A 24,745-nucleotide genomic window follows, 5' to 3' on the forward strand; every position below is an offset into this window, starting at 1 on the left:
CGGCCGGCGGCGTCGTCGCGCTCGCCCCGGGCGCCGGCGCGCTGCTCCCGGACGGTGCGGCCCCGCGGGGTGTACGCCCGCGCGTCGGAGATGCCACCGGCCCCCGGCTCGCCGGAACGCCGCTCGGCGCCCCGGCCACCGACGTCGCGGGACGAACCGCGCCGGGAGCCCGTGGCGTCCCGGCGCGGTTCCTCCGATCTCGGTGGCACGGTCGTCAGCCTCCCGCGCCCTGCTGGCTGGTGATCGACGGCTGGCCGTCGGCCGGCTGCGGCACACCGATCACCTTGCCGTCGGGCAGCCGGATGTAGGCCGGCTCACCCGCCTCCACCAGGCCGAGCCGGCGGGCCTGGGCCTCCAGGTTGCCCGGCGCCTCCGCGTCGGCGATCTGCTTGTTGAGCTGCTGCTGCTCCAGGTCGAGCTTGGCCTGCTGCTCCTGGAGCTTCTCCAGCCGGAAGGCGTTCTCGTTGATCTTCGTGTTGACCAGCAGGATGCCGAGCACCCCGCCGACCACCAGCACCAGCACCAGCGCCGCGAACGGCGCCCGCGGCACCCTCACCGGCGGCGGCGGCGCCACCCGCAGCCGGGGCGGGCGCGCCGCGGTGGCGCCGCCCCGCTCGGCCGGCCGCAGCGCGGCACTGCCCTGCGTCGGGAACTCGCGCGCCCCCCGGGCGCGAGTCTCCCCCAGCCGGCTCGTCCGGTCCGCCTTCGGCGTGCCGGTCCCGGTGCGCGTGGCCCGCTCCGCCGCGATCCGGCCCCCCGACCGCGGTGCGCGCTGCCCGCCGCCGGTCACGTCCCGGCGGTCGCGCTTGTCATTCGTCATGTCCCTCCCCCTCTTCGTCCGTCCCTGTCCCGTCCCCCGGGATCCCCCGGATCCGTCTCGGACCCGGTGGACCCCGCCCCCGGTTGGTGCATCGCCTTGACCCGCCGGCGGTACCGTTCGCGGTCGGTACGCCCCTGCTGCGCCGCGTCCGGGTCGAGCCGCTCCGCGGCCCGCAGGCGCACCGAGGCGGCCCGCGGGTTCGCGGCGACCTCCCGCTCCCCGGGCAGTTCGGCGCCCCGGCTCAGCAGCCGGAACGTCGGACCCGACCCGGGCAGTTCGACCGGGAGGTCGACCGGGCCCTTGCTGCGGACCCGCTCAGCGAGCGCCGCCTTGGTCAGCCGGTCCTCCAGCGAGTGGTAGGACAGGACCACCATGCGGCCGCCCACGTTGAGCTTGTCGAGCGCGGCCGGCAGCGCCGTCTCCAGCGCTGCCAGCTCCTTGTTTACCTCGATCCGTAAAGCCTGAAACGTTCTCTTTGCCGGGTGTCCCCCGGTTCGTCTGGCTGGTGCCGGAATGGACTCCCGCACCAGCTCCGCCAGCCGCGCCGACGAGGTGATCCGGGCCCGCTCGCGCTCCCGGATGATCGCCGAGGCGATCCGGCCGGCGAACTTCTCCTCGCCGTAGACCCGCAGCACGCGGGCCAGGTCCGGGTGGGAGTAGGTGTTGACCACCTCCTCGGCGGTCACCCCCCGGGTCTGGTCCATCCGCATGTCCAGCGGGGCGTCCTGCGCGTACGCGAACCCGCGGTCGGGCGCGTCGAGTTGCAGCGACGAGACCCCCAGGTCGAACAGGATCCCGTCGATCCCGGGGTAGCCGAGCCGGTCGAGCACCTCGGGCAGCTCGTCGTAGACGGCGTGCTCCAGGTGGACGCGGTCGGCGAAGCGGGCCAGCCGGACGCGCGCGTGGGCGAGCGCCTCCGTGTCCCGGTCCAGCCCGACGAGCACGGTCTCCGGATGTGCCTCCAGCACCGCCTCGGCGTGCCCGGCCAGGCCCAGCGTCGCGTCGACATGGACCGTCCGCCCGCCCCGGCCCAGCGCGGGGGCCAGCAACTCGAGACACCGCTCGAGCAGCACCGGCACGTGCGTGCCGCGTAGCTCCCCCATGTCGACCCCCACTGGTTGAACCTCGTCCTTCATGTGCCTGTCGTCGGACGACGCTGTGCCGTCGTACCGCCAGATCCCCATCCGCTCCCGCCCGCCGGAGGCCGCGGCCCTCCCATCGGATCGTGCGCCTGGCACCGGGGAAGGGGTGCCAGGAACTCGAAAGCGGGTGGAGATCTCGCAGTACGTCGGGCGTCGTCACGCCCTACAGACCGCCGGGCAGCACCCCCTCCTCGATGTCGGCGAAGTCGTCTTCGCTCTCCGCGAGGTAGTTCTCCCAGGCGGCCTTGTCCCAGATCTCCACCCGGGTGCTCGCGCCGATCACGACCAGGTCCCGGTCGAGGGCGGCGTACGACCTCAGGTGGGCCGGGATCGTCACCCGGCCCTGCTTGTCGGGCACCTCGTCGTGCGCGCTGGCGAAGAAGACCCGGCTGTAGGCCCGGGCCGCCTTGTGCGTCATCGGCTGCACGCGCAACTGCTCCGCGATCCGCTGGAACTCGGGCATCGGGAAGACGTAGAGGCAGCGCTCCTGCCCTTTGGTGATCACGACACCCCCCGCCAACTCGTCCCGGAACTTCGCCGGAAGGATCAACCGGCCTTTGTCGTCCAGGCGCGGGGTGTGGGTGCCGAGAAACATCGGCCCAACCCCCTCGCCCTTGAGCGGCGTTCGCGGCGCCGCTGACCCCCCGGGCCGGTGGGCCCTCCCGGCCTCACCATCGCGCCCCACTCTACTCCACTTCCCTCCACCCGCAACCAGAAACGCCCGCGTGGCGCGCCCTTCCGCCGCGCGAAACCGCACGTCAGAGGGGGTGGAGCGGAGTGGGGGGCCGGACGGCCCGCCGGAGCCGGTCCGCTTTCCGACATAGATCGACTCCGTCCGGCTGAGCGTGGTCCGGCCACCCCGCCGGACCGCCCCGGCCGAACGGTTCGCCCTCGGCGGCGATCTGGTGGGCCCGCCGGTCCGGTAACCTCGCTCGGGTGACGGACGCGAAGATGCCCCTGCGGGCGAAGGTGGCCAGCTCGGTGTCGCGGACCGCCGCGGCGCTGTCGCGGGCCGCGGGCCGCGGCGACGGCTCGGTGATCGGCGGCTGGATCGGCCTGAAGATCGATCCCGACCTGCTGGCCCACCTGTCGGCCGGGCGCGCCATCGCCCTGGTCTCCGGCACCAACGGCAAGACCACCACCACCCGGCTCACCGCCGCGGCGGTCGGGGTGCTCGGCCGGGTCGCCACCAACTCCTTCGGCGCCAACATGCCGACCGGGCACACCTCCGCGCTGGCCAAGGCCGGCAGCACCCCCTACGCGGTGCTGGAGGTCGACGAGCACTACCTGGCCCAGGTGCTGGAGGCCACCGAGCCGCACGTGGTGGCGCTGCTCAACCTCTCCCGCGACCAGCTCGACCGGGCCAAGGAGGTCGCCATGATGGCGCAGCTCTGGCGCGCCGCACTGGTCCGGCACACCGACGTCCGCATCGTCGCCAACGCCGACGACCCGATGGTGGTGTGGGCCGCGACGCCGCCGCCCAACCACGACCACCGCATCGCCCCGCCGCAGGTCACCTGGTTCAGCGCCGGGCAGCGCTGGCACGACGACTCGTGGGTCTGCCCCGAGTGCGGCTCGACCATCCAGCGCTCCGGCGAGCAGTGGTGGTGCAGCGGCTGCCCGCTGCGCCGGCCCCAGCCGCAGTGGACGGTGGAGGACGACGGCGTGCTCGACCCGACCGGCGCCTGGCACAAGGTCAAGCTCCAGCTCCCCGGCAAGGTCAACCTCGGCAACGCCGCCACCGCGCTGGCCGTCGCCGCCGAGTTCGGCGTCCGGCCGGTGGACGCGGTGCTCCAGCTCGGCACCGTCACCTCCGTCGCCGGCCGCTACGCCCAGGTCGACCGGGACGGGCGCAACATCCGGCTGCTGCTGGCGAAGAACCCGGCCAGCTGGCTGGAGGCCTTCGACATGGCCGACGAGGCGCCGACCCTGCTCTCCATCAACGCCCGCGACCCCGACGGGCTCGACACCTCCTGGCTGTTCGACGTCGACTTCGCCCCGCTGCGCGGCCGGCAGGTGCTGATCACCGGCGACCGCGCGTACGACCTGGCGGTCCGGCTGGAGGTCAACGACGTGCCGTTCCAGCACGTGCGGACGTTCCACGACGCCGTCCGGGCGGTGCCTCCGGGCCGCCTGGAGGTCATCGCGAACTACACCGCGTTCCAGGACATCCGAGCGGAGTTGGACCGTGTCAACTGAGAGCCTGCGCATCGTCTGGATCTACCCCGACCTGCTCTCCACCTACGGCGACCGGGGCAACGCCCTGATCCTCGCCCGCCGGGCGCGGCAGCGCGGGTTCCCGGTCGAGGTGCTGGAGGTCCGCTCCGACCAGCGCCTCCCCGCCACCGCCGACATCTACCTCATCGGCGGCGGTGAGGACGGCCCGCAGGCGCTCGGCGCGCAACGGCTGCTCGCCGACGGCGGCCTGCACCGGGCCGTCGCCCAGGGCTCGGTCGTGTTCGGGGTCTGCGCCGGCTACCAGCTTCTCGGCACGTCCTTCTTCGCCAAGGGCACCCGATGCGCCGGGCTGGAGCTGCTCGACCTCTCCTCCGACCGCGGGCCGACCCGGGCCGTCGGGGAGCTGGCCGGCGAGGTCGACCCGCGGCTGGGCGTGCCGGCGCTGACCGGGTTCGAGAACCACGGCGGTCGCACCCACCTCGGCCCCGGGGTCTCCCCGCTGGCCCGGGTGACCGCCGGGGTCGGCAACGACGGCGCCACCGAGGGGGCGTGGCGGGGCAAGCTGCTCGGCACGTATTCGCACGGCCCGGCCCTGGCCCGCAACCCCGCCCTGGCGGACCTGCTGCTGCGCTGGGCCACCGGCGCGCACCAGCTCCCGCCGCTCGACGACACCTGGACGGACCGGCTCCGCGCCGAGCGCCGCGCCGCGGTGGCCGCCGCCGCCCGGGCATGAACCCGGCCGTCCGGCGGCTGCTGCGGCAGCGGTCGGCCGCCCGGTTCGCGCTGCTGCTGCTCCTGCTCGCCACGTTCGGGGCGGCGCTGCTCGTCGTCCCCCTGCCGGAGGTCGGGGAGCTGCCCCGGCTGGCCGACCGGCTGGGCGACCTCGCCCCCGTGGCGGCGGTCGTCGGCGGGGCGCTGCTGCTGGTGGCGCTCGTCCCCCGGACCTTCATCACGCTCGCCTCGGGGGCGATCTTCGGCGCGCTGGAGGGCGCCGCGTACGCGCTGGGCGCGGCGCTGCTGGCGGCGGCGCTGGGCTTCGCGGTCGGCCGCCTGCTCGGGCGGGAGTTCGTCGCCGAACGGGTGCGGGGCCGGCTGGCCCGGCTGGACGGCTGGTTCGCCCGGCAGAGCGTCCTCGGCGTGGTCACCGTACGGCTGCTGCCGATCGCGGGCTTCGGCCTGGTCAGCTACGGCTACGGCACCACCGGCGCCCGGGTGCTGCCGTTCCTGGCGGGCAGCGTGATCGCCTCCGTCCCCACCGCCTTCGGGTACGCGGCGGTGGGCGCGGCGGCCGCCTCCCCGGGCGACGTCAACTGGTTCGCCGCCGCGCCCGCCGCGCTCGGCCTGGTCGCCAGCGCGGTGCTGATCCGCCGCTGGTGGCGCGCCGAGCGGCAGCGCCGGCTCGCTCCGGGCTGAGGCCCGCCGTGCCGAGCCGACCCTCCCCCTCCCCCGACCCGGGCCGCCCCGACCGACGCGGGGGCCAGGGCGAGGAGCGGCTGCCCGGGGGCTTCATCGCCGAGGTCGTCCGCGTCGGCGACACCGTCCGGCGTACGCCGCCGCAGAACGCCGACTTCGTCGCCGCGCTGCTGCGGCACCTGGAGCGGGTGGGCGCGGACGTCGCGCCCCGCCACCTCGGCACGGACGAGCGGGGCCGGCAGGTGCTCAGCCACGTCGACGGCCGGGTGCCGTGGCGGGACCGGGAGGACCCGGCGTACTTCGCCGACCCGGCGTTGACCGGGCTGGCGGCGCTGGTCCGGCGGCTGCACGACGCGTGCGCCGGCAGCGCGCTCGCCGGGGACGCCGAGACGGTCTGCCACCGCGACCTGTCCCCGAAGAACACGGTGTACCGCGACTCCTCCGTTGGCCCGCTGCCGGTGATACTGCTCGACTGGGACCTGGCCGGTCCCGGCCGGCGGATCGAGGACGTGGCCTTCGCCGCCTGGCACTGGGCGGAGCTGGGGCCGGGCGGCGACCCGGCGGAGCTGGGCCGGCGGGCCCGGGTGCTCTGCGACGCCTACGAGGCGGCCGGCCCGCGGCCGCTCGCGCTGCCCCGCGCCGACCTCGTGGACGTGATGCTCGACCAGCTCGACGGGACCTGGCGCGGCATCGCGGCCGGCGCGGACCGGGGCGAGGAGGCCATGCGGCGGCTCCGTGCGGCGGGCGCCGCCGACGCGGTACGCGGCTGGCACGACTGGCTGGCCGACCACCGCGAAACGGTGACGGCCGCACTGCGCTGACCGCCGCACGGTCCGGCCCGGACGATCATGGAGTTGTGGTGACCGGTTCGTCCCGGCCCCGGGACTCCGTCCCCCACCACAACTCCATGATCGACGCGCCCCGACCCGGGCGGACCCGGGAGCCGGGCGCCGGTCAGACGACGACGGAGACCGTGCGGCCCTTGACCACGATGACCTTGCGGGGCTCCCTGCCGGCCAGGGACGACGCGACCGCCTCCAGGGCCGCCGCGCGGACGGTCTCCTCGGACGCGTCGGCCGGGACCTCGACCCGGCCCCGCACCTTGCCGTTGATCTGCACCGGGTAGGTCACCGTCTCGGCCACCAGCAGCGCCGGGTCGGCGGTCGGGAAGTCCGCGTACGTCAGGGAGGTGTCGTGCCCCAGCCGGCGCCACAGCTCCTCGGCGATGTGCGGGGCGAACGGCGCCACCATCAGCACCAGCGGTTCGGCCACCTCGCGCGGGGTCTCCGCCAGTCGGGTCAGCCCGTTGGTCAGCTCGATCAGCTTGGCGATGGCGGTGTTGAACCGGATCGCCTCCATGTCGCCGCGGACCCCGTCGATCACCTTGTGCAGCAGCCGCCGGGTCGCGGAGTCGGCGGGCGCGTCGGTGACCCGCAGCGCACCGGTCTGCTCGTCGACGACCGCCCGCCAGACCCGCTGCAGGAAGCGGTACGAGCCGACCACCGCCCGGGTCTCCCACGGGCGGGACACCTCCAGCGGGCCCATCGACATCTCGTAGACCCGGAAGGTGTCCGCGCCGTACGCGGCACACATCTCGTCCGGGGTGACCACGTTCTTCAGGGACTTGCCCATCTTGCCGTACTCGCGCTTGACGGCCGTGTCGCCCAGGTAGAAGCCGCCGTCGCGCTCGGTCACGTCCTCGGCCGGCACGTAGGCGCCCCGGGCGTCGGTGTACGCGTACGCCTGGATGTAGCCCTGGTTGAACAGCTTGCGGAACGGCTCGAACGACGAGACGTGGCCCAGGTCGTACAGCACCTTGTGCCAGAACCGGGCGTACAGCAGGTGCAGCACGGCGTGCTCGGCGCCGCCGACGTACAGGTCGGTGCCCCCGCAGTCGCCCTCGCCGCGCGGCCCCATCCAGTACCGCTCGTTCTCCGCGTCGACGAACCGCTCCGAGTTGGTCGGGTCCAGGTAGCGCAGCTCGTACCAGCAGGAGCCGGCCCACTGCGGCATCACGTTGGTCTCGCGGGTGTAGCGCTTCGGACCGTCGCCCAGGTCCAGCTCCACCTCGACCCAGTCGCGCCGGCGCGACAGCGGGGTCTCCGGGTTGCTGTCGGCGTCCTCCGGGTCGAACGTGCGCGGCGAGAAGTCGTCCACCTCGGGCAGCTCGACCGGCAGCATCTCCTCCGGCAGCGCGATGGCGGCACCGGTCTCGTCGTACACGATCGGGAACGGCTCGCCCCAGTAGCGCTGCCGGGAGAACAGCCAGTCGCGCAGCCGGTAGGTCACCGCGCCGGCGCCGTGCCCGTTGGCCTCCAGCCACTCGATGATCCGGGCCTTGGCGTCGGCGACCCCCAGGCCGTCCAGGTCCAGGCCGCGGTCGGGCGCGGCGCTGTTGACCGCCGGGCCGTCCCCGGTGTACGCCTTGCCGTCGAAGCCCTCCGCCGGCTGCACGGTGCGCACGATCGGCAGCTCGAAGACCTCGGCGAACGCCCAGTCCCGCTCGTCCTGGGCGGGCACCGCCATGATCGCGCCGGTGCCGTAGCCGGCCAGCACGTAGTCCGCGATGAAGATCGGGATCTGCGCGCCGTTCGCCGGGTTGGTGGCGTACGCCCCGACGAAGACGCCGGTCTTCTCCTTCGTGTCGGCCTGCCGCTCGACGTCGGTCTTGGCCGCCGCCGCCTTCCGGTACGCCTCCACGGCCGCCCGCGGGTTGGCGTGCCCGCCGGTCCAGGCGTCCTTCGTCCCCTCCGGCCAGGCGGCCGGCACCAGCGCGTCGACCAGCCCGTGCTCGGGCGCCAGCACCATGTAGGTCGCGCCGAAGATCGTGTCCGGCCGGGTGGTGAACACCCGGATCGGCTCCAGCGTGGTGGGGAAGTCGATGTGCGCGCCGGTGGAGCGGCCGATCCAGTTGCGCTGCATCAGCTTGATCGGCTCGGGCCAGTCCAGCGTGTCCAGGTCGTCCAGCAGCCGGTCGGCGTACGCGGTGATCCGCATCATCCACTGCTTCAGGTTGCGCTTGAAGACCGGGAAGTTGCCCCGCTCGGAGCGGCCGTCGGCGGTGACCTCCTCGTTGGCCAGCACGGTGCCCAGCCCGGGGCACCAGTTGACCGGCGCCTGCGACACGTACGCCAGCCGGTGGTCGTCGACGACGGCGCGCCGCTCGGCGACGGACAGCTCCGCCCACGCCCGGCCGTCGGGCGTGGGCCGGTTGCCGCCCTCGAACTCGGCGATCAGCTCGGCGATCGGGCGCGCCCGCTTCGCCTCCGTGTCGTACCAGGAGTTGAAGACCTGCAGGAAGATCCACTGGGTCCAGCGGTAGAAGTCCACGTCGATGGTGGCCACCGAGCGGCGCTCGTCGTGGGCCAGGCCCAGCCGGCGCAGCTGCGCCTTGTAGCGCTCGATGTTGGCCACGGTGGTGGTCCGGGGGTGGGTGCCGGTCTGCACCGCGTACTGCTCGGCGGGCAGGCCGAACGCGTCGAAGCCCATCGCGTGCAGCACGTTGCGCCCCGCCATCCGCTGGTAGCGGGCGAAGCAGTCGGTGCCGATGTAGCCCAGCGGGTGCCCGACGTGCAGGCCGGCGCCCGACGGGTACGGGAACATGTCCAGCACGTACAGCTTCTCCGCCCCGGACCGGGGGTGGCCGGGGTCGGCCAGCGGACCGGTCGGGTTCGGGGCGTGGAAGGTGCCCTCCCGCGCCCAGACGTCCTGCCAGCGGTGCTCGATCTCCTCGGCCAGGGCCGCGGTGTACCGGAACGGGGGAATGTCGCCCGCCGCTGCTGCCTCACTCATGGCGTCTCCTCGCTTCGCTCGTCGCCGCCGGCCACGCCACGGCCGGGCTGGATGCTGACCTCGCTCGGCGTGGTCATGTCGGTATGGATCGGGTCTGCTCCCCCGGCGCGCCGTGCCGTCGGGGCCGGCGCCGGGGCCGAGCGCCGGGGCGCCCGGCGGAGGGCACAAAAAAGCCCCTCGCGCAGGAGGGGCCGCCGTGCTGTCGCGCGTCAGCGCATCAGCACGGCCCGGTAAGGAGCAGGAAGAATCCGGCCATGACCGGGAGTGTACCCGCCGTCCGGTCCCGCACGCCGCCCGCTACCACCGGTCGGGACGCGGGCCCCGTCCGGGACGCCCCCGGGCCCGCCCTTCGTGATCATGCACGGCACCCAGAGCCACGGGCGGATCCCCCGACCCGGCGAATATTCAGGGCGTAACCGACGGTCCACCTGCGGGGGTCGGCGACAGCGACAAACATGGTTAGCCTGAGAGACCAGTGAGATTCCTGCGGCAGACGAGGCTCGGCGCCGCGAACCCAACGGCGGGTCCAGCTGCTCTATACAGAGCTGCCGTCCGGCGACGAGGAGGAGGCCCGTGACACAACAGACCTGGGACGAGGTGGGCGGCCTGTTGCCGCACGACGAGTTCCGCGCCGCCAGCGAAGCCATCGTCTCGAACATCGAGCAGGTCATCGAGGGCAAGACCGCCACCGTGCGGCTCGCCCTGGCGGTGCTGCTCGCCGAGGGGCACCTGCTCATCGAGGACGTGCCGGGTGTCGGCAAGACGAAGCTCGCCAAGGCCATGGCCCGCTCGATCGACTGCTCGGTGCGCCGCATCCAGTTCACCCCGGACCTGCTGCCCAGCGACGTCACCGGCGTCAGCGTCTACAACCAGGAGACGCACGACTTCGAGTTCCGTCCTGGCGCGGTCTTCGCGAACCTGGTCGTCGGCGACGAGATCAACCGCGCCTCGCCGAAGACCCAGTCCGCGCTGCTGGAGTGCATGGAGGAGCGGCAGGTCACGGTCGACGGCGTCACCTACCAGCTCCAGACGCCGTTCATGGTCGTCGCCACCCAGAACCCGATCGAGATGGAGGGCACCTACCCCCTCCCCGAGGCGCAGCGCGACCGGTTCACCGCCCGCATCGCCATGGGCTACCCCGACCCCAACGCCGAGTTGGCCATGCTCGACGGTCACGGCGCCACCGACCCGCTGGACGAGCTGCGACCGGTCTCCGACGCCAACACGGTGCGGCAGCTCATCGCGCACGTCCGGCAGGTGCACGTCGCCGACGCCGTCAAGCAGTACGCGATCGACCTGGTCACCGCGACCCGGGAGGCCCCCGACCTGCGCCTCGGCGCCTCCCCGCGGGCCACCCTCCAGCTGCTGCGCACCGCCCGCGCGGTCGCCGCCCTGGAGGGGCGGGACTACGTCCTCCCCGACGACCTGCAGGCGCTGGCCGTGCCGGTGCTCGCGCACCGGATCATCCCGACCGCCGACGCCCAGCTGGCCCGGCGCACCACCGACGCGATCGTCTCCGAGCTGGTGCACCGGCTGCCGCTGCCGCACGACCGCAAGCGCTCCCCGTACGACACCCGACCCACGGGCGAGGGCAACGGCCGAGCCCCCTACGAGCCGCGGAGGCGGTGACGTGCGAGACGGGCTGCGAGGGCTGACGACCCGCGGCCGATCGTTCCTGGCGGCCGCGGTCGCGGCCGCGATCTCGGCCGGCATCCTCGGCGAGAAGGACCTGCTCCGGGTGGCCGTGCTGCTGGCCGTCCTGCCGCTACTCGCCGCCGCCTACGTGGGGCGCAGCCGCTACAAGCTGGCCTGCAACCGGTCGCTGGACCCGCACCGCGCGCCCGTCGGGGCGAGTTCCCGGGTGGTGCTGCGGTTGCAGAACCTGTCCCGGCTGCCCACCGGCACCCTGCTGCTGGAGGACCGGCTGCCGTACGCGCTGGGCAGCCGGCCGCGGGTGGTGCTGGAGCGGCTCGGCGCCCACCAGGCCAGCTCGGTGGCGTACACGGTGCGGGCCGACGTGCGGGGTCGCTACGAGGTGGGCCCGCTGGTGGTCCGGATGACCGACCCGTTCGGGCTGTGCGAGCTCAGCCGCGCCTTCCCGAGCACGGACCACCTGACCGTCATCCCGCAGGTCACCCCGCTGCCCTCGGTACGCCTGCCCGGCGAGTACGCCGGCAGCGGCGACAGCCGGGCCCGCTCGGTCGCCGTGCACGGCGAGGACGACGCCGCCACCCGGGAGTACCGGGTGGGCGACGACCTGCGTCGGGTGCACTGGAAGTCGACCGCGCGCACCGGCGAGCTGATGGTGCGCCGGGAGGAGCAGCCGTGGGAGAGCCGGGCGACCGTCGTGCTGGACACCCGCGCGTACGGCCACCGGGGCGACGGACCGACGGCCTCCTTCGAGTGGGCGGTCTCCGCCGCCGCGAGCATCGCGCTGCACCTGCGGCAGGCCGGCTACAAGCTGCGCCTGGTCACCGGCTCGGGAGCCGACGTCGACGCCTCCGAGGCCGCCGGCGACGGGCTGCTCCTCGACCAGCTCGCCGAGGTCGGGCTCGACAAGAACGTCGAGCTCACCACGCTGGTGCAGCGGGTCCGGCAGCGGGCGGACGGCGGCCTGATCATCGGCCTGTTCGGCTCGCTGGGCACGGCCGAGGCCGAGCTGCTGGCCGGGCTGCGGGGAAACGGCGCGACCTGCGTCGGTTTCCTGCTCGACAGCTCCACCTGGCTCAACCTGCCCGCCAAGGCGCGGGCCGAGGCCGACCACGCGCACAGCGCCGCCGCGCTCGCCCTGCTGCAGAGCGGCTGGCGGGTGATCGGGGTCGACCACGGCGCCCGGTTGCCGGCGTTGTGGCCGCAGGCGGCCCGCGGTTCGCAGGGCTTCGCCCTGCGGGCGGCGATGGCCGAGACGGTGGCCGGCGGCGTGCGATGAACGGAAGGGGCTCCTCATGATCGCCCACCGGAACCTCGGCTTCGTGGCCGCCGCGGCGACGCTGCTCGCCGCGGCGCCGCTGTCGGCCATCTTCGAACGCTGGACGTGGCTGATCCAGGCCACCATCGCCGTGGCCGTGGTCGCGGCCGCGGCCGCGCTCGCCCGGCTGGCACGGGTGCCGCTCTGGGGGCAGGTCCTCGGCATGCTGGCCGGCCTGACGCTGGCCCTGACCTGGCTCTTCCCCGGCGGCACCGAGTTGCTCGCCTTCCTGCCCACGCCGGCGACCTTCGCGCACTTCGGCGACCTGTTCAGCGGGTCGCTGGAGGACATGCGCTCCTACGGCGTCGAGGTGCCCGACACCGATCCGCTGCTGTTCATCACCGTGCTGGGGATCGGCGGCGTGGCGGTGGTGGTCGACGTGCTCGCCGTCGGGCTGCGCCGGCCGGCGCTGGCCGGCCTGCCCATGCTGGCCATCTACTCCGTGCCCGTCGCGGTCTACGTCGACAGCATCCCGCCGGCGCCGTTCGTCGTCGGCGCCGCCGGCTACCTCTGGCTGCTGGTGACCGACAACGTCGACCGGGTCCGCCGGTTCGGCCGGCGGTTCACCGGCGACGGCCGCGACGTCGACGTCTGGGAGTCCTCGCCGCTGGCCGCCGCCGGCCGGCGGCTCGCGGTGGTCGGCGTGGCGCTGGCCGTGGCGCTGCCGCTGGCCGTGCCGGGGATGACCGGCGGGCTGCTCGACACCCTGACCTCCGGCTCCGGCGCCGGCAACGGCAGCGGGCGCCCCGGGCAGGGCGGGGCCCCGGGCCGGATCGACCTGTTCGCGGCGCTGAGCGGGCAGCTCAACCAGTCCGAGGTGGCCGACCTGGTCAAGGTCACCACCAACGAGCCCAGCCCGTTCTACCTGCGCTTCGGCGTCGCCGACGAGCTCAAGTCGAGCGGCTTCGACGTGGGCAACCCCCGGGGCCGCTCCGTCGAGAACCTGCCCACGCCGTCCGGCGAGGGCGTCGAGCAGCGGACGTACCGGGCCACGGTCGAGGTCACGAAGAACCTCACCATGCCGCTGCTGCCGGTCTACACCGAGCCGGTGCGCACCGAGGACCTGAACGGCAACTGGTTGTACGACCCGAACCTGCAGGTGATCTTCTCCAACCGCGACAACTCCCGCGGCAAGCGCTACGCGTTCGACTACGTGCGCTCGACGTACACCCCCGAGGCGCTCCAGCGGGCGCGACCGCTGCCGTCGGACCACCCGGTACGGCGTGCGCACCCGGCGCCACCGCCGATTCCCGAGGTGGAGGAGCTGGTCCGCACCCTGGTGGCGGGCAAGAACACCGAGTACGACAAGGTCCGCGGGATCTACGACTACTTCTCCGCCGACAACGGCTTCACGTACTCGCTGAGCACCAAGGGCGGCATCAGCGGCCAGGAGATCGTCGACTTCCTCAACAACAAGGTCGGCTTCTGCCAGCAGTACGCCGCCTCGATGGCGTGGCTGGTCCGGGCCGCCGGGATCCCGGCCCGGGTGGCGTTCGGATTCACCAACGGCAGCAACTCCAGCGGCGGCACCTACACGCTGACCAACCGGAACCTGCACGCCTGGACGGAGGTCTACTTCAACGGCGTCGGCTGGGTGCCGTTCGACGCGACCCCCGCGTACGGCGTACAGGGCTCGACCCGGTCGTCCTGGGCCCCCGACATCGACGCCCCCGAGGACGACGCGCCGGCCCCCGGCCCGTCGACCCCGGTCGGCGAGACCGACCCGTCGGCGGGCCCGAGGGGCCCCGAGGGCCCCGAGGAGGACCCCGACTCCGGCCTGGCCATCGGCGCGGCGGCCCCGGCCGAGCAGGCCCCCGTCTGGCCCTGGTACGCGGCCGGCGCGGTGCTCCTCCTGCTGGCCCTGCTCGCCCTGCCGGCGCTGCGCCGGCTGGCCCTGCGGAGGCGGCGCAGCGGCTCGGCGACGCCGGCCCCGACCGCCGTACGGGCGAGGGAGGCCGGCGACGCGCCCACCGACGGGCAGCGCATGGTGGTCCTGGTGGACGCCGAGCGGGCCCGGGCGGACGCGCACGCCGCCTGGGACGAGCTGCTCGACACGTTGGTGGACTACCGGGTGCGGGTGGACCGGACGGAGACGCCGCGGGCCACGGCCGACCGGCTGTCCCGGGATGCGTTGGCCGCCGACGCCGAGGCCACCACGGCGGTACGGCTGCTCGGCCGCGCCGAGGAGCGCGCCCGTTACGCGCGCGACCCGCTCACCGGCGAGCACCTCCCGCCGGCCCTGCGCACCATCCGCGGCGCGCTCGCGGAGCGGGCCGACCGGCGTACCCGCCTGGTGGCGGCGGTGCTGCCGCCCTCGGTGCTGCTGCGCTGGCGGCTGGCCACGGCCGACGCGTCGTCCCGGCTGCTGGCGGCGGGCGCGCGCGTCCGCTCCCGACTGCTGCGCTGGAGCCCGCGCCGCCTGCTGGCCGACCGCATGGCCCGCTGACCCGCACGGCCCCACTCGGACGGGCCGGGAGCGGCGACCTCGCCGCTCCCGGCCCGTTCCCGAACGTCGGAGGGTGCCCGGGCGTGCCCAGGGGCGCGCGGAAACGCCTCAGGTCGCCGGGCGTGCGGCGACGCGGTTCGTCGTCGCGGTGGTGTGGCCCGCCTCAGCGGCGGGCCGGGCTCAGCGGTGCCCCTCCGGGCGCTGCCGCCACCGGTCCTCCATCCGGTCGAGGATCGAGGGCCGCCGACCCGTACGACCGCGGGGGCGGCGACGACTCGTCGTGCCTCCCACGACGTGCAGGTCGGGTGACTGCGCCCGACGATGCGACTGCACCGCGAACGCGGCCGAGGCCAGCATGACGACAAAACCCGCCACTGCCAGCGGCGGAGTCTTGATCACCGCGCCATAGACCAACAGGGCCAGCCCAGCGATGATCACGCCGGCAGCGACGAGCAGGCGACGCCGCGCGTGGAAACGCGGATCGCTGGCGCGCACGGCCGAGGCGAATTTGGGGTCCTCGGCAAGCGACCGCTCGATCTGCTCGAACAGCCGCTGCTCGTGCTCCGAGAGCGGCACGGCACTCCTCCCCGGTCACGTGGGTCGGCCCGGTCGGGCCGACAGACCGTGGCAGCCAACCGGCTGCTTACCCGCAAGTCTACGAGGGCCCTCGCGCGTCGGAAAGCGGGACGACCTACGGCCGGGGTGGATTTTCATTTCGTCGCCCGTCCCGGACCCCGAGCAGACTGGCCGGACCTATGACGGACCGCCCGAAACGGGCAGCCGCGGCGTCGGCGGCAGCTTCCGCCTCCCGCCAGCCCCGTTCGGGCGCGCCGAGGGCAAGCTGCCGCGGGGTCTCCTGCGCCGGGGCGAGGCCCTCGACCCGGACGCCGACCAGGCGGATGCGCTCGCCCGGGTCGAGGGCGGCGTAGAGCGCCCAGACCGTGTCGAAGATCTCCCGGGCGACGTCGGTCGGCACACCCGACGTGCGCGACCGGTTGACGGTGCGGAAGTCGGCCAGCCGCACCTTCAGCGAGACCGTCCGCCCGACCTGCCCGGCCCGGCGCAGCCGGGCGCCCACCTTCTCGGCGAGGGCGAGCAGCGCCCGGCGGATCTCCAGGGGATCGGCCACGTCGGCGTCGAAGGTCACCTCCGCGCCGATCGACTTCTCGACCTGCTCGGGGCTGACCCGGCGCGGGTCCCGCCCCTGGGCCAGCTCGTGCAGGTGCGTCGCGGACGCCTCGCCGAGCGCCTTGCGCAGCATGCCGACCGGCGCCTCGGCGAGGTCGCCGATGGTGGCCAGGCCGAGCCGACGCAGCGTCTCGGCGGACCGTTCCCCCACCCCCCACAGCGCCGACACCGGCAGCGGGTGCAGGAAGTCGAGCACCCGGGCGGCCGGGACGACGAGCAGCCCGTCGGGCTTGGCGCGGGTCGAGCCGAGCTTGGCCACGAACTTGCTCGGCGCGACCCCGACCGAACAGGTCAGCCCCTGCTCCCCGGCGACGCGCTCGCGGATCCGCCGGGCGATGGCGGCCGGGGAGCCGAAGAGCCGCCGGGCCCCGGCCACGTCGAGGAACGCCTCGTCGAGCGAGAGCGGCTCCACCAGCGGGGTGACGTCCCGGAAGATCTGCATGACCGCCCGGGAGGCCGCCGAGTACTGCGCGAAGTCCGGCGGGAGGTAGACCGCGTGCGGGCAGAGCGCGCGGGCCCGCGCGGTGGGCATGGCGCTGCGGACGCCGTAGCGCCGGGCCTCGTAGCTGGCGGAGCTGACCACCCCGCGTGGGCCGACCCCGCCGACCACGACGGCCCGGCCGCGCAGTTCCGGCCGGCGGCGGACCTCGACCGAGGCGAAGAACGCGTCCATGTCGACGTGCAGGATCGGGCAGCCGGAGTCGTCGGCGTCCGGCCCGAACCGGGGATCGCCGCCCCGGGGCAACGACTGGCTGCGACCCATCCCCGCAGGTTAGCGGGCACCTCCGACATGCCGTCCGGACGGCCGTCGGCGCGGTGCCCCGCCCAGCCGGCCGGGCGGCCCGTGCCGTCAGCCCCGGTCGGCGGACGGGGTTCCCGGGGGTACGCGCCGCAGGGCGACGGCGCTGACGAGTGCCCCGACGAGCAGGATCGCCGCGCCGACGACCGCGGTGGCCGTGAACCCGTCGGTGAAGGCGGCGAAGGCCCGGTCGCGCAGCACCCCGGCCACCTCGGCCGGGACCTGGCCGGCCACGGCGAGGGCGCCGCCGACCGTGTCGGTCGCGGTGTGGACCAGGTCGTCGCCGAGCCCGGCCGGCACCTCGGTGTCCATCCGGGCCCGGTAGATGCCGGCGGAGATGCTGCCCAGCACGGCGATGCCGAGCGCGCCACCGAACTCCGTGCTCGTCTCGGAGATCGCCGAGGCGGCCCCCGCCCGCTCGGGCGGCGCCGTGGTGAGGACGAGCGAGGTCGCCAGGGTGCTGGTCATCCCGACGCCGAGGGTGAGCAGCCCGTAGCTCGCGATCAGCCACCAGACCGGCGTGTCGACCCGCATGGTGCTGACGAGCAGGAAGCCGCCGGCGGCGACGACGAGCCCCGCGGCGACGAGGATCGCGGGCCGGGTCCTCGGGGCGAGCGCGGACGCGAGGGCGACGCCGACGACGCTGCCCACGATGGTCGGGAGCATCCAGAGCGCGGCGTCGAACGGGCTGAGGCCGAGCACCGCCTGGAGGAACGTGACCGCGAGCAGGCCCATGCCCGCGCTCGCGAAGGCGATCGCCGTGTTCGCGCCGATGGCGGCGGAGAAGGAGCTGGCGGCGAAGAGCCGTACGTCGATCATCGGGTGCTCGCTGCGGCGCTGCCGGCGGACGAAGAGGGCGCCCACGGCGAGGCCGACGAGGAGGGTCACCAGCGACGACGGGTTGGGGCCCTCCTCGGCGAAGTGCTTGACGGCGTAGATGACCGGCAGCACCGCCCCCAGGGAGAGCAGGGAGCTGAGCGGGTCGAACCGGCCCGGGTGCGGGTCCTTCGACTCGCGCAGCAGGAACGGCCCGACGGCGAGCAGCAGGAGCATGACGGGGACGTTGATGACGAACACGGAGCCCCACCAGAACCGCTCCAGCAGGAAGCCGCCGACGATCGGGCCGATCGCGATGCCGCCGGTGAAGCCGGCCGTCCAGACCCCGACCGCGGTACGCCGCTGGTCCTCGTCGGCGAACATGCCGCGGATGAGGGAGAGCGTCGACGGCGCGAGGGTGGCCCCGCCCAGGCCGAGCAGGGCCCGGGCGACGATGAGCAGCTCCGGGGTGGTGGCGAACGCGGCCAGGAGGGACGCCGCGCCGAACGCGGCGGCGCCGACGAGCAGGAGCCGGCGGCGCCCGACGCGGTCGCCGAGGCTGCCCATGGTCACCAGCAGACCGGCCATCACGAAGCCGTAGATGTCCATGATCCACAGGTACTGGCCGGTGCTCGGTTCGAGTTCGGCGCTGATCCAGGGTGCGGCCATGAACAGGACGGAGAGGTCCATGGAGGCGAGGAGGGCGGGGATCACGAGGGCGACGAGGCCGAGCCACTCGCGACCACGGGCACGGGAAGGAACAGGGGTGGTCACGCAGCGAACCGTACAGGCGTACAAGACATTTGTACAAGACGCTTGTACAAGACGGACGTTCAAGAGGCCACTACACTGCCGGCATGGGACAGCGAGAGGAACTGCTGGCGGGGGCGAAGCGGTGCCTGGTGGAGAAGGGCTACGCCCACACCACGGCCCGCGACATCGTGGCGGTGACCGGTGCCCACCTCGGCTCCATCGGCTACCACTTCGGCAGCAAGGACGCCCTGCTGAACGCCGCCATCCTGGAGACGTTCGACGCCTGGGGGGACGCCATCGCCGCGGCCGTCGTGGCCGAACCCGGCGGCGCACCGCTGGAGCGCCTCCGCCGGTTCCTCCACGGGGTGTTCGAGATGGCGCGCGAGCAGCGGGAGGTCCTGGTGGCGAGCGTGCAGGCGTACGCCCAGGCGGAGTTCGCACCCGAGGTGCGTGACCAGCTCGCGGCCGGCTACGCCGCCAGCCGGCGGGAGCTCGCCGCGCTGACGCTCGACGTGGCGCCGGCGGAGATCTCGCCGGAGCAGGCGCGCCGCTACGGTTCGCTCGCCCTGGCGCTCATCAACGGCGCCATGCTCCAGTGGCTGCTCGATCCCGCGTCGGCGCCCACCGCCGACGACCTCGTGCGGGCGATCGAGGGGCTCACCGGGCGCGGGCGGTGACGGCGGCAGGCCCCGCCCGCGCCTGACCGCGCCGTCCCGGCGGGCGTTCCGCTCCGCGAGACGCCGCCCACCTGCGGGACGGCCGGCCGCCCGGCCGTCAGCCGCGTACGACCAGCAGCGGGATGGTCATCTCGGCCGCGGTGTCCGCCCCGTGGTACGCGACCAGCCGCGACACCATCGGCGGCTCGGACCGGGAGGCCGTCACCGCGTACGTGGCGTTGCAGACGACCACCACGTCGCCGATGCGGAGCAGGTGCTCCTCCGGCACCGGGCCGAACCAGCCGGAGGCCACCACCTCCTCGCGGGTGCGGACCCGGGCCGCGGGGCCGAGCAGCGCCGTCCAGGCGGCCACGACGTCGTCCCGGGCCCCGGGCGTGACGTGCAGGTAGCGGACCCGGGGCTCGCCGGCGACCACCGCCACCCCGGCGCGCAGCCGGGGATCGGTGTCCAGGTCGACGCGGTGCCCGGCCGGCACGTCGAGCTGGCCGTGGTCGGCGGTGACCAGCAGCGCGGCGTCGGGCGGCAACCCGTCGACGAGCCGGGTGAGCAGCCGGTCCACCTCCGCCGCGGCGATCCGCCAGGGCGCCGAGTCGACGCCGCTGAGGTGGCCGTGCCGGTCCAGGTCCGGGTGGTAGCCGGAGACCAGGGTGGGCCCCGGCCCGGCGGCCAGGGCGGTGAGCATCCGCGCGGCGAGCGCGTCGACGCCGGCCGCGCCGCGGTAGTCGCCGCCCCGGTTGGCGGCCACCGTCAGCCCGCTGCCGCCGAACTCCGGCCGGCTCACCACCGTCACCGCGACGCCGGCCGCCCGGGCCCGTTCGAGCTGGGTGCGGACGGGCTGCCAGCGCCGCGGCTCCGGGTCGGCCGCCCACTCGATGTGGTTGAGCACCCGGTCGGTGCCCGGCACCCGCAGGGTGAAGCCGAGCACGCCGTGCGCCCCGGGCGCGGCACCGGTGCCCAGCGTCACCAGGCTGGTCGGCGTGGTGGACGGGAAGCCGGAGGTCAGCGGCCGGCCCACGGTCGCGGCGAGCCCGGCCAGGGCCGGCGCGTACGGCGCGGCGGTCGGGATCTGGTGCCAGCCGAGGCCGTCCACCAGCAGCACCGCCACCCGGCGCACCCCGGCCAGCGCGGCGCCCAGCCCGAGCGGGTCGGCGGCGCCGGGTACGCCGAGCACGGCGAGCGCGCTGGGCAGCACGTCGGCGAGGCTGCCGCCGCCGTAGCGCGGCCCGACGATCTCCAGCGGGTCGGTCACGGGCGCCGGGCGAACAGGTGCAACTGTGCGGCGAGGTCCCGCCAGGGGGCCCGCGCGGCGAGCGCCCGCTCCAGCTCCACCAGGGCGGCCGGCTGACCGTCCGCGACGGCGGCCGGGAGGAGGTCGGCGAGCACGCGTACGCCGTGGATCTCCTCGACCACGAGCCCGGCGGCGCCGAGCAGCGCGGCGGCGGTCTCGGCGTCGTAGCGCCGGCGCAGCGTGTCCCGGGCGCCCGCGGTGCCGGCCGGGTCGGCGGCCAGCGCGGCGGCGACGTCCAGGTGCCCGTTCATCGCCCGGCCGAGCACCGCGGCGGCCCGGCCGGCGACCAGCACACTCGCGGCGCCGCCCGGGCGCAGCGCGGCGGCCAGCGCGGCCACCACCGGCGCCGGGTCGTCGACCACCTCCAGCACGGCGTGGCAGAGCACCAGGTCGGCGCTGCCCGGCTCGACCAGCCCGGCGAGCGCGTCGCCGTCGCCCTGCACAGCGCGGACCCGCTCGGCGACGCCGGCCTCGGCGGCCCGGCGGGTCAGCGCGGCGAGCGCGTCGGGACTGGCGTCGACCACGGTCACCCGGTGCCCGGCCTGGGCGAGCGGGACGGCGAAGCCGCCGGTGCCGCCGCCGACGTCGAGCACGGTCAGCGCGGCGTCGCCACGGCGCTCCAGCTCGGCGCGCAGCACCGACCAGATCACGGCGGTACGGGGGGTCAGCGGCGGCCCGGCGAGCCGGCCTGGGGTCTGCTCCACCCGGTCGAGCCTAGTCACCCGGTCCAGCCCCGACGGGGACCGCCCGGGGAGGCGGTCAGGACTCGCTGGTGGCGCCGTCCTCCTCGGCCCGCGACCGCAGGGCGTTGGCCACCGGGCCCTCGGTGATCTCGTACTCGCGCGGTTCGGTGTGGTGCGCCGGGGTCCAGCCGGCGTTGAGCCGGGTCCGCCGGGAGTTGGCCACTCCGCCGCTGTATCCGTGATTCCCCGTCATCGGTTCATTCCCCCTCGTGCCACGCGGGCCGCTCTGCCCGCGCGAGCAGGAGTCTCCCGCCATCGGCGGCGAAAAACCGTAATGTGGATCACTGTCGTCAACGGAAATCGCGCGATGCCGGGCTGACCGGCGGCTCGATGGCGTCCAGCCGGTCGGCGGTGAGGTTGGTGACTCCCTCGTGCCGCTGCAACCGGCCGCGCACCACCAGCGCCGCGCTGGTGCGGGCGACTCGACGGTAACGCTGCCAGAGCCCCGGGGAGCAAGTGACGTTGAGCATCCCCGTCTCGTCCTCCAGGTTGAGGAAGGTGACCCCGCCGGCGGTCGCGGGGCGCTGCCGGTGGGTGACGATCCCGCCGACCCGGATCCGCCGACCCGGCTCCACCCGGCCGAGCCGGGCGATCGGCACCGCGCCGAGGGCGTCGAGCTGCGGGCGGATGAAGCGGGCCGGGTGGCTCTCCGGCGACAGCCCGGTCGCCCACACGTCGGCGACCAGCCGGTCCACCGCCTCCATGCCGGGCAGGGTGGGCGCGGCCGCGCCGGTCACCGTGCCGGGCAGGCGGCCCGGCCGGTCCTGGGCCGCCGCGCCGGCCGCCCAGAGGGCCTGCCGCCGGGACAGCCCGAAACAGGCGAAGGCGTCCGCGGTGGCCAGCGCCTCCAGCTGCGCGGCGGTGAGACCCACGCGCCGGGCCAGGTCCGCCATGTCGCGGTACGGCCCGTGCGCCGTCCGCTCCGTCTCGATCCGCTCGGCCACCTCGTCGCCGAGGGTACGCACGGCGGAGAGCCCGAGCCGGACGGCCGGGCCGCCCAGCCCCCAGGCGTGCGGCGGCTCCCCCGGCGCGCTGCCCCAGCGGGTCTGCGGGGTGGACTCCAGCACCGCCCTGGCGCCGCTGGCGTTGACGTCCGGCCGGCGGACCTCGACGCCGTGCCGGCGGGCGTCGTCGACCAGGGTCTGCGGGGAGTAGAAGCCCATCGGCTGGGCGTTGAGCAGCGCGGCCAGGAACGGGCCCGGGTGGTAGCGCTTGAGCCAGGAGCTGGCGTAGACCAGGTAGGCGAAGCTCATCGCGTGGCTCTCCGGGAAGCCGTAGCTGGCGAACGCGGTGAGCTTGCGGTAGACGTCGTCGGCCAGCTCGCCGGTGATGCCCCGCTCGGCCATCCCGGCGTAGAGCCGGTCGGCGATCTGCGCCATCCGCTCCACCGAGCGCTTGGACCCCATCGCCCGGCGCAGCTGGTCGGCCCCGGCCGCGTCGAAGCCGGCCAGGTCGATCGCGAGCTGCATGAGCTGCTCCTGGAACAGCGGCACGCCGAGGGTCTTCTCCAGCGCGTTGCGCATCAGCGGGTGCGGGAAGGTCACCGGCTCCTCGCCGTTCTTGCGCCGGATGTACGGGTGCACCGAGCCGCCCTGGATCGGGCCGGGCCGGATCAGCGCCACCTCGACCACCAGGTCGTAGAACTCGCGGGGCTTCAGCCGGGGCAGGGTGGCCATCTGGGCGCGGCTCTCCACCTGGAACACCCCGACGGAGTCGGCCCGGCAGAGCATGTCGTAGACCTCCGGGTCGTCCAGCGTCATGTCGCCCAGGTCGAGGGTCATCCCGATCATGTCGTAGCCGTAGTGCAGCGCGGAGAGCATGCCCAGGCCGAGCAGGTCGAACTTGACCAGGCCGACGGCGGCGCAGTCGTCCTTGTCCCACTGGAGCACGCTGCGGCCCGGCATCCGCCCCCACTCCACCGGGCAGACCTCGATCACCGGCCGGTCGCAGATCACCATGCCGCCGGAGTGGATGCCCAGGTGCCGGGGGAAGGTCTGCAGCTCGTTCGCGTACGCGACCACCTGCTCGGGGATGTCCTCGACGTCCACCGCCGCGACCGCGCCCCACCGGTCGATCTGCTTGCTCCAGGCGTCCTGCTGGCCGGGCGAGAAGCCGAACGCCTTGGCCACGTCCCGCACCGCCGAGCGGGGCCGGTAGGAGATGACGTTGGCGACCTGGGCGGTGTGCTCCCGGCCGTACCGGGCGTAGACGTGCTGGATGACCTCCTCCCGGCGGTCGGACTCGATGTCCACGTCGATGTCGGGCGGGCCGTCGCGCTCCGGGGCGAGGAACCGCTCGAAGAGCAGCCGGTGCCGGACCGCGTCCACGTTGGTGATCCGCAGCGCGTAGCAGACCGCCGAGTTGGCCGCCGAGCCCCGGCCCTGGCAGTAGATGTCCTGCTCGCGGCAGAACGTGACGATGTCGTAGACCACCAGGAAGTAGCCGGGGAAGCCCAGCTCCTCGATCATGTTCAGCTCGTGGTCGAGCTGCGCGTACGCCCTCGGGTGCGCCTCCCGGGGGCCGTAGCGCTCCCGCGCCCCCCGCTCGGTCAGGTGGCGCAGCCAGCTCATCTCGGTGTGCCCCGGCGGCACCGGGTACGCCGGCAGCCGTGGCGCGACGAGCTGGAGGTCGAAGGCGAGCTCGGCCCCGAACTCGGCGGCCCGGGCCACCGACCCCGGGTACGCGGCGAACCGGGCCGCCATCTCCGCACCGCTGCGCAGGTGGGCGGTGCCGGCCGCGGGCAGCCACCCGTCGATCTCGTCCAGGCTGCGCCGGGCCCGTACGGCGGCGACGGTGGTGGCCAGCCGGCGCCGGCCCGGGGTGGCGTAGTGCACGTTGTTGGTGGCCACCGTGGGCAGGCCGGCCGCCGCCGCCAGCTCGGCGAGCGCGTCGTTGCGGTCGGCGTCGACCGGGTGCCCGTGGTCGGTCAGCTCCACCGCCACCGTCTCCGCGCCGAAGAGGGCGGTCAGCCGGTCCAGCTCGCGGGCCGCCGCGTCCACCCCCTCGGTGAGCAGCGCCGCCGGCACGTGCCCCTTGCGGCAGCCGGTGAGCACCAGCACGTGGTCGCGCAGCTCCGCGGCGACCTCCTCCAGCTCGCCGTAGACCGGGCGGCCCTTCTCGCCGCCGCGCAGCTGGGCGCGGGCGATGGTCGAGGCGAGCCGGGCGTACCCCTCGTGGCCGTGGGCCAGGAGCAGCAGGTGCCGCCCGAGCGGGTCGGGCTCGCCGTTCTGCGGGCCGGGCAGGTCCAGGGAGAGCTCGGCGCCGAAGATCGTCGGCAGGTGCAGCGCGCGGGCCGCCTCGGCGAAGCGCACCACCCCGTAGAAGCCGTCGTGGTCGGTGACGGCGAGCGCGGTGAGCCCCAGCCGGGCGGCCTCCTCGGCCAGTTCCTCGGGGTGGCTGGCGCCGTCGAGGAAGCTGAAGTTGGTGTGGGCGTGCAGTTCGGCGTACGGCACCACGCCGTCGGGGCGGGTCAGCTCCGGCGGCTGGTAGTGCTCCCGCTTGCGGCTCCAGACGGGAGAGTCGCCGCCGTCGGCGTCCACGGCCAGCGGGTCGACCACGTGCAGGTGCCGCTCGTCACGCGACCGGCCGCCCTGCCCGCCGGCCCGCCCGGCACGGGGTTTCCGGCCGGAGAGCACGCGTTCCAGCTCCGACCAGGGCAGCTTCGGGTTGTGGAAGCTCATCGGGGCCCCGCCGGGTCGACGTCGCGCCGCCGCCGCTCGGCG

Annotated in this window: 19 protein-coding genes and 1 pseudogene; 8 read left to right on the forward strand and 12 right to left on the reverse strand. The window is 74.8% G+C overall.

Translation table 11 applies throughout. The features are described 5' to 3' along the window. From AB0L34_RS19765 to mraZ, 4 genes and pseudogenes are all read right to left on the reverse strand, one after another. The coding region (locus AB0L34_RS19765; protein WP_363705793.1) for a hypothetical protein at positions 1-209 on the reverse strand (209 nt) is incomplete at its 3' end. A gap of 5 nt (positions 210-214) precedes the next feature. After that, positions 215-820 (reverse strand): septum formation initiator family protein, encoded by a 606-nt coding sequence (locus tag AB0L34_RS19770; RefSeq protein ID WP_357693286.1) that lies wholly within the window; start codon positions 818-820, stop codon positions 215-217. After that, a pseudogene (gene rsmH / locus AB0L34_RS19775) lies at positions 810-1,923 on the reverse strand (16S rRNA (cytosine(1402)-N(4))-methyltransferase RsmH). The gene AB0L34_RS19770 and the pseudogene rsmH overlap by 11 nt, the downstream one beginning before the upstream one ends. Positions 1,924-2,125: 202 nt before the next feature. Continuing rightward, positions 2,126-2,557, reverse strand: coding sequence for a division/cell wall cluster transcriptional repressor MraZ (mraZ, locus tag AB0L34_RS19780; protein ID WP_357451430.1), 432 nt, complete (start codon positions 2,555-2,557; stop codon positions 2,126-2,128). A 356-nt stretch (positions 2,558-2,913) separates the two neighbouring features. Between mraZ and AB0L34_RS19785 the strand changes: the two genes are divergently transcribed. Genes AB0L34_RS19785 through AB0L34_RS19800 form a run of 4 tightly spaced genes read left to right on the forward strand, consistent with a single transcriptional unit; the run spans position 2,914 to position 6,374 of the window. Continuing rightward, a complete protein-coding gene (locus AB0L34_RS19785; RefSeq protein ID WP_350712137.1) occupies positions 2,914-4,161 on the forward strand; it encodes a MurT ligase domain-containing protein in 1,248 nt (415 codons plus the stop codon). Beyond that, complete coding sequence (locus tag AB0L34_RS19790; protein WP_357451427.1) at positions 4,151-4,873, forward strand: glutamine amidotransferase; 723 nt, start codon at positions 4,151-4,153, stop codon at positions 4,871-4,873. Before AB0L34_RS19785 ends, AB0L34_RS19790 begins: the two co-directional genes overlap by 11 nt. After that, positions 4,870-5,553, forward strand: a complete 684-nt coding sequence (locus AB0L34_RS19795; protein ID WP_363705794.1) for a VTT domain-containing protein — start codon at positions 4,870-4,872, stop codon at positions 5,551-5,553. Before AB0L34_RS19790 ends, AB0L34_RS19795 begins: the two co-directional genes overlap by 4 nt. An 8-nt stretch (positions 5,554-5,561) precedes the next feature. Next, positions 5,562-6,374 carry a phosphotransferase gene (locus AB0L34_RS19800; RefSeq protein WP_363705795.1) on the forward strand — a complete coding sequence of 271 codons (813 nt, stop codon included), beginning with the start codon at positions 5,562-5,564 and terminating at the stop codon, positions 6,372-6,374. Positions 6,375-6,507: 133 nt separating this feature from the next. Here the strand turns inward: AB0L34_RS19800 and leuS are convergent, their stop codons facing one another. After that, positions 6,508-9,345: a leucine--tRNA ligase gene (leuS, locus tag AB0L34_RS19805; protein WP_363705796.1), complete on the reverse strand. Its 2,838-nt coding sequence runs from the start codon at positions 9,343-9,345 to the stop codon at positions 6,508-6,510. A 573-nt stretch (positions 9,346-9,918) separates the two neighbouring features. Here leuS and AB0L34_RS19810 point away from each other — a divergent pair. Genes AB0L34_RS19810 through AB0L34_RS19820 form a run of 3 tightly spaced genes read left to right on the forward strand, consistent with a single transcriptional unit; the run spans position 9,919 to position 14,759 of the window. Further along, a complete protein-coding gene (locus tag AB0L34_RS19810; RefSeq protein WP_350712104.1) occupies positions 9,919-10,974 on the forward strand; it encodes a MoxR family ATPase in 1,056 nt (351 codons plus the stop codon). A 1-nt stretch (position 10,975) separates the two neighbouring features. Further along, a complete protein-coding gene (locus AB0L34_RS19815; RefSeq protein WP_363705797.1) occupies positions 10,976-12,274 on the forward strand; it encodes a DUF58 domain-containing protein in 1,299 nt (432 codons plus the stop codon). Positions 12,275-12,290: 16 nt separating this feature from the next. Further along, a complete protein-coding gene (locus tag AB0L34_RS19820) occupies positions 12,291-14,759 on the forward strand; it encodes a transglutaminaseTgpA domain-containing protein (protein ID WP_363705798.1) in 2,469 nt (822 codons plus the stop codon). 180 nt (positions 14,760-14,939) lie between these two features. On the opposite strand, the gene AB0L34_RS19825 is transcribed toward AB0L34_RS19820, so the two are convergent. From AB0L34_RS19825 to AB0L34_RS19835, 3 genes are all read right to left on the reverse strand, one after another. Continuing rightward, the gene (locus tag AB0L34_RS19825; RefSeq protein WP_350685819.1) at positions 14,940-15,335 is read right to left on the reverse strand and encodes a DUF3040 domain-containing protein; all 396 of its coding nucleotides are present in this window, start codon (positions 15,333-15,335) and stop codon (positions 14,940-14,942) included. A gap of 115 nt (positions 15,336-15,450) precedes the next feature. Continuing rightward, positions 15,451-16,710: a DNA polymerase IV gene (locus tag AB0L34_RS19830; protein WP_363705799.1), complete on the reverse strand. Its 1,260-nt coding sequence runs from the start codon at positions 16,708-16,710 to the stop codon at positions 15,451-15,453. 87 nt (positions 16,711-16,797) lie between these two features. Further along, the gene (locus AB0L34_RS19835; protein WP_363705800.1) at positions 16,798-18,336 is read right to left on the reverse strand and encodes an MFS transporter; all 1,539 of its coding nucleotides are present in this window, start codon (positions 18,334-18,336) and stop codon (positions 16,798-16,800) included. An 83-nt stretch (positions 18,337-18,419) separates the two neighbouring features. On the opposite strand from AB0L34_RS19835, the gene AB0L34_RS19840 reads away from it, so the two are divergent. Further along, positions 18,420-18,992 carry a TetR/AcrR family transcriptional regulator gene (locus AB0L34_RS19840; RefSeq protein ID WP_363705801.1) on the forward strand — a complete coding sequence of 191 codons (573 nt, stop codon included), beginning with the start codon at positions 18,420-18,422 and terminating at the stop codon, positions 18,990-18,992. A 97-nt stretch (positions 18,993-19,089) separates the two neighbouring features. Here the strand turns inward: AB0L34_RS19840 and AB0L34_RS19845 are convergent, their stop codons facing one another. The 4 genes from AB0L34_RS19845 to AB0L34_RS19860 form a co-directional block, all read right to left on the reverse strand. After that, positions 19,090-20,241 (reverse strand): nucleotide pyrophosphatase/phosphodiesterase family protein, encoded by a 1,152-nt coding sequence (locus AB0L34_RS19845; RefSeq protein ID WP_363705802.1) that lies wholly within the window; start codon positions 20,239-20,241, stop codon positions 19,090-19,092. Further along, positions 20,238-21,002 carry a methyltransferase domain-containing protein gene (locus tag AB0L34_RS19850; protein WP_363705803.1) on the reverse strand — a complete coding sequence of 255 codons (765 nt, stop codon included), beginning with the start codon at positions 21,000-21,002 and terminating at the stop codon, positions 20,238-20,240. Before AB0L34_RS19850 ends, AB0L34_RS19845 begins: the two co-directional genes overlap by 4 nt. A 37-nt stretch (positions 21,003-21,039) precedes the next feature. Continuing rightward, entirely contained in the window at positions 21,040-21,216 is a 177-nt protein-coding gene (locus tag AB0L34_RS19855) for a hypothetical protein (protein ID WP_363705804.1), read from the reverse strand. 97 nt (positions 21,217-21,313) lie between these two features. Beyond that, positions 21,314-24,703 carry an error-prone DNA polymerase gene (locus AB0L34_RS19860; RefSeq protein ID WP_363705805.1) on the reverse strand — a complete coding sequence of 1,130 codons (3,390 nt, stop codon included), beginning with the start codon at positions 24,701-24,703 and terminating at the stop codon, positions 21,314-21,316. Positions 24,704-24,745 lie beyond the last annotated feature (42 nt).

This window comes from Micromonospora sp. NPDC052213 (assembly GCF_040679695.1).
In the GTDB taxonomy this organism is placed as follows: Bacteria; Actinomycetota; Actinomycetes; order Mycobacteriales; family Micromonosporaceae; genus Micromonospora.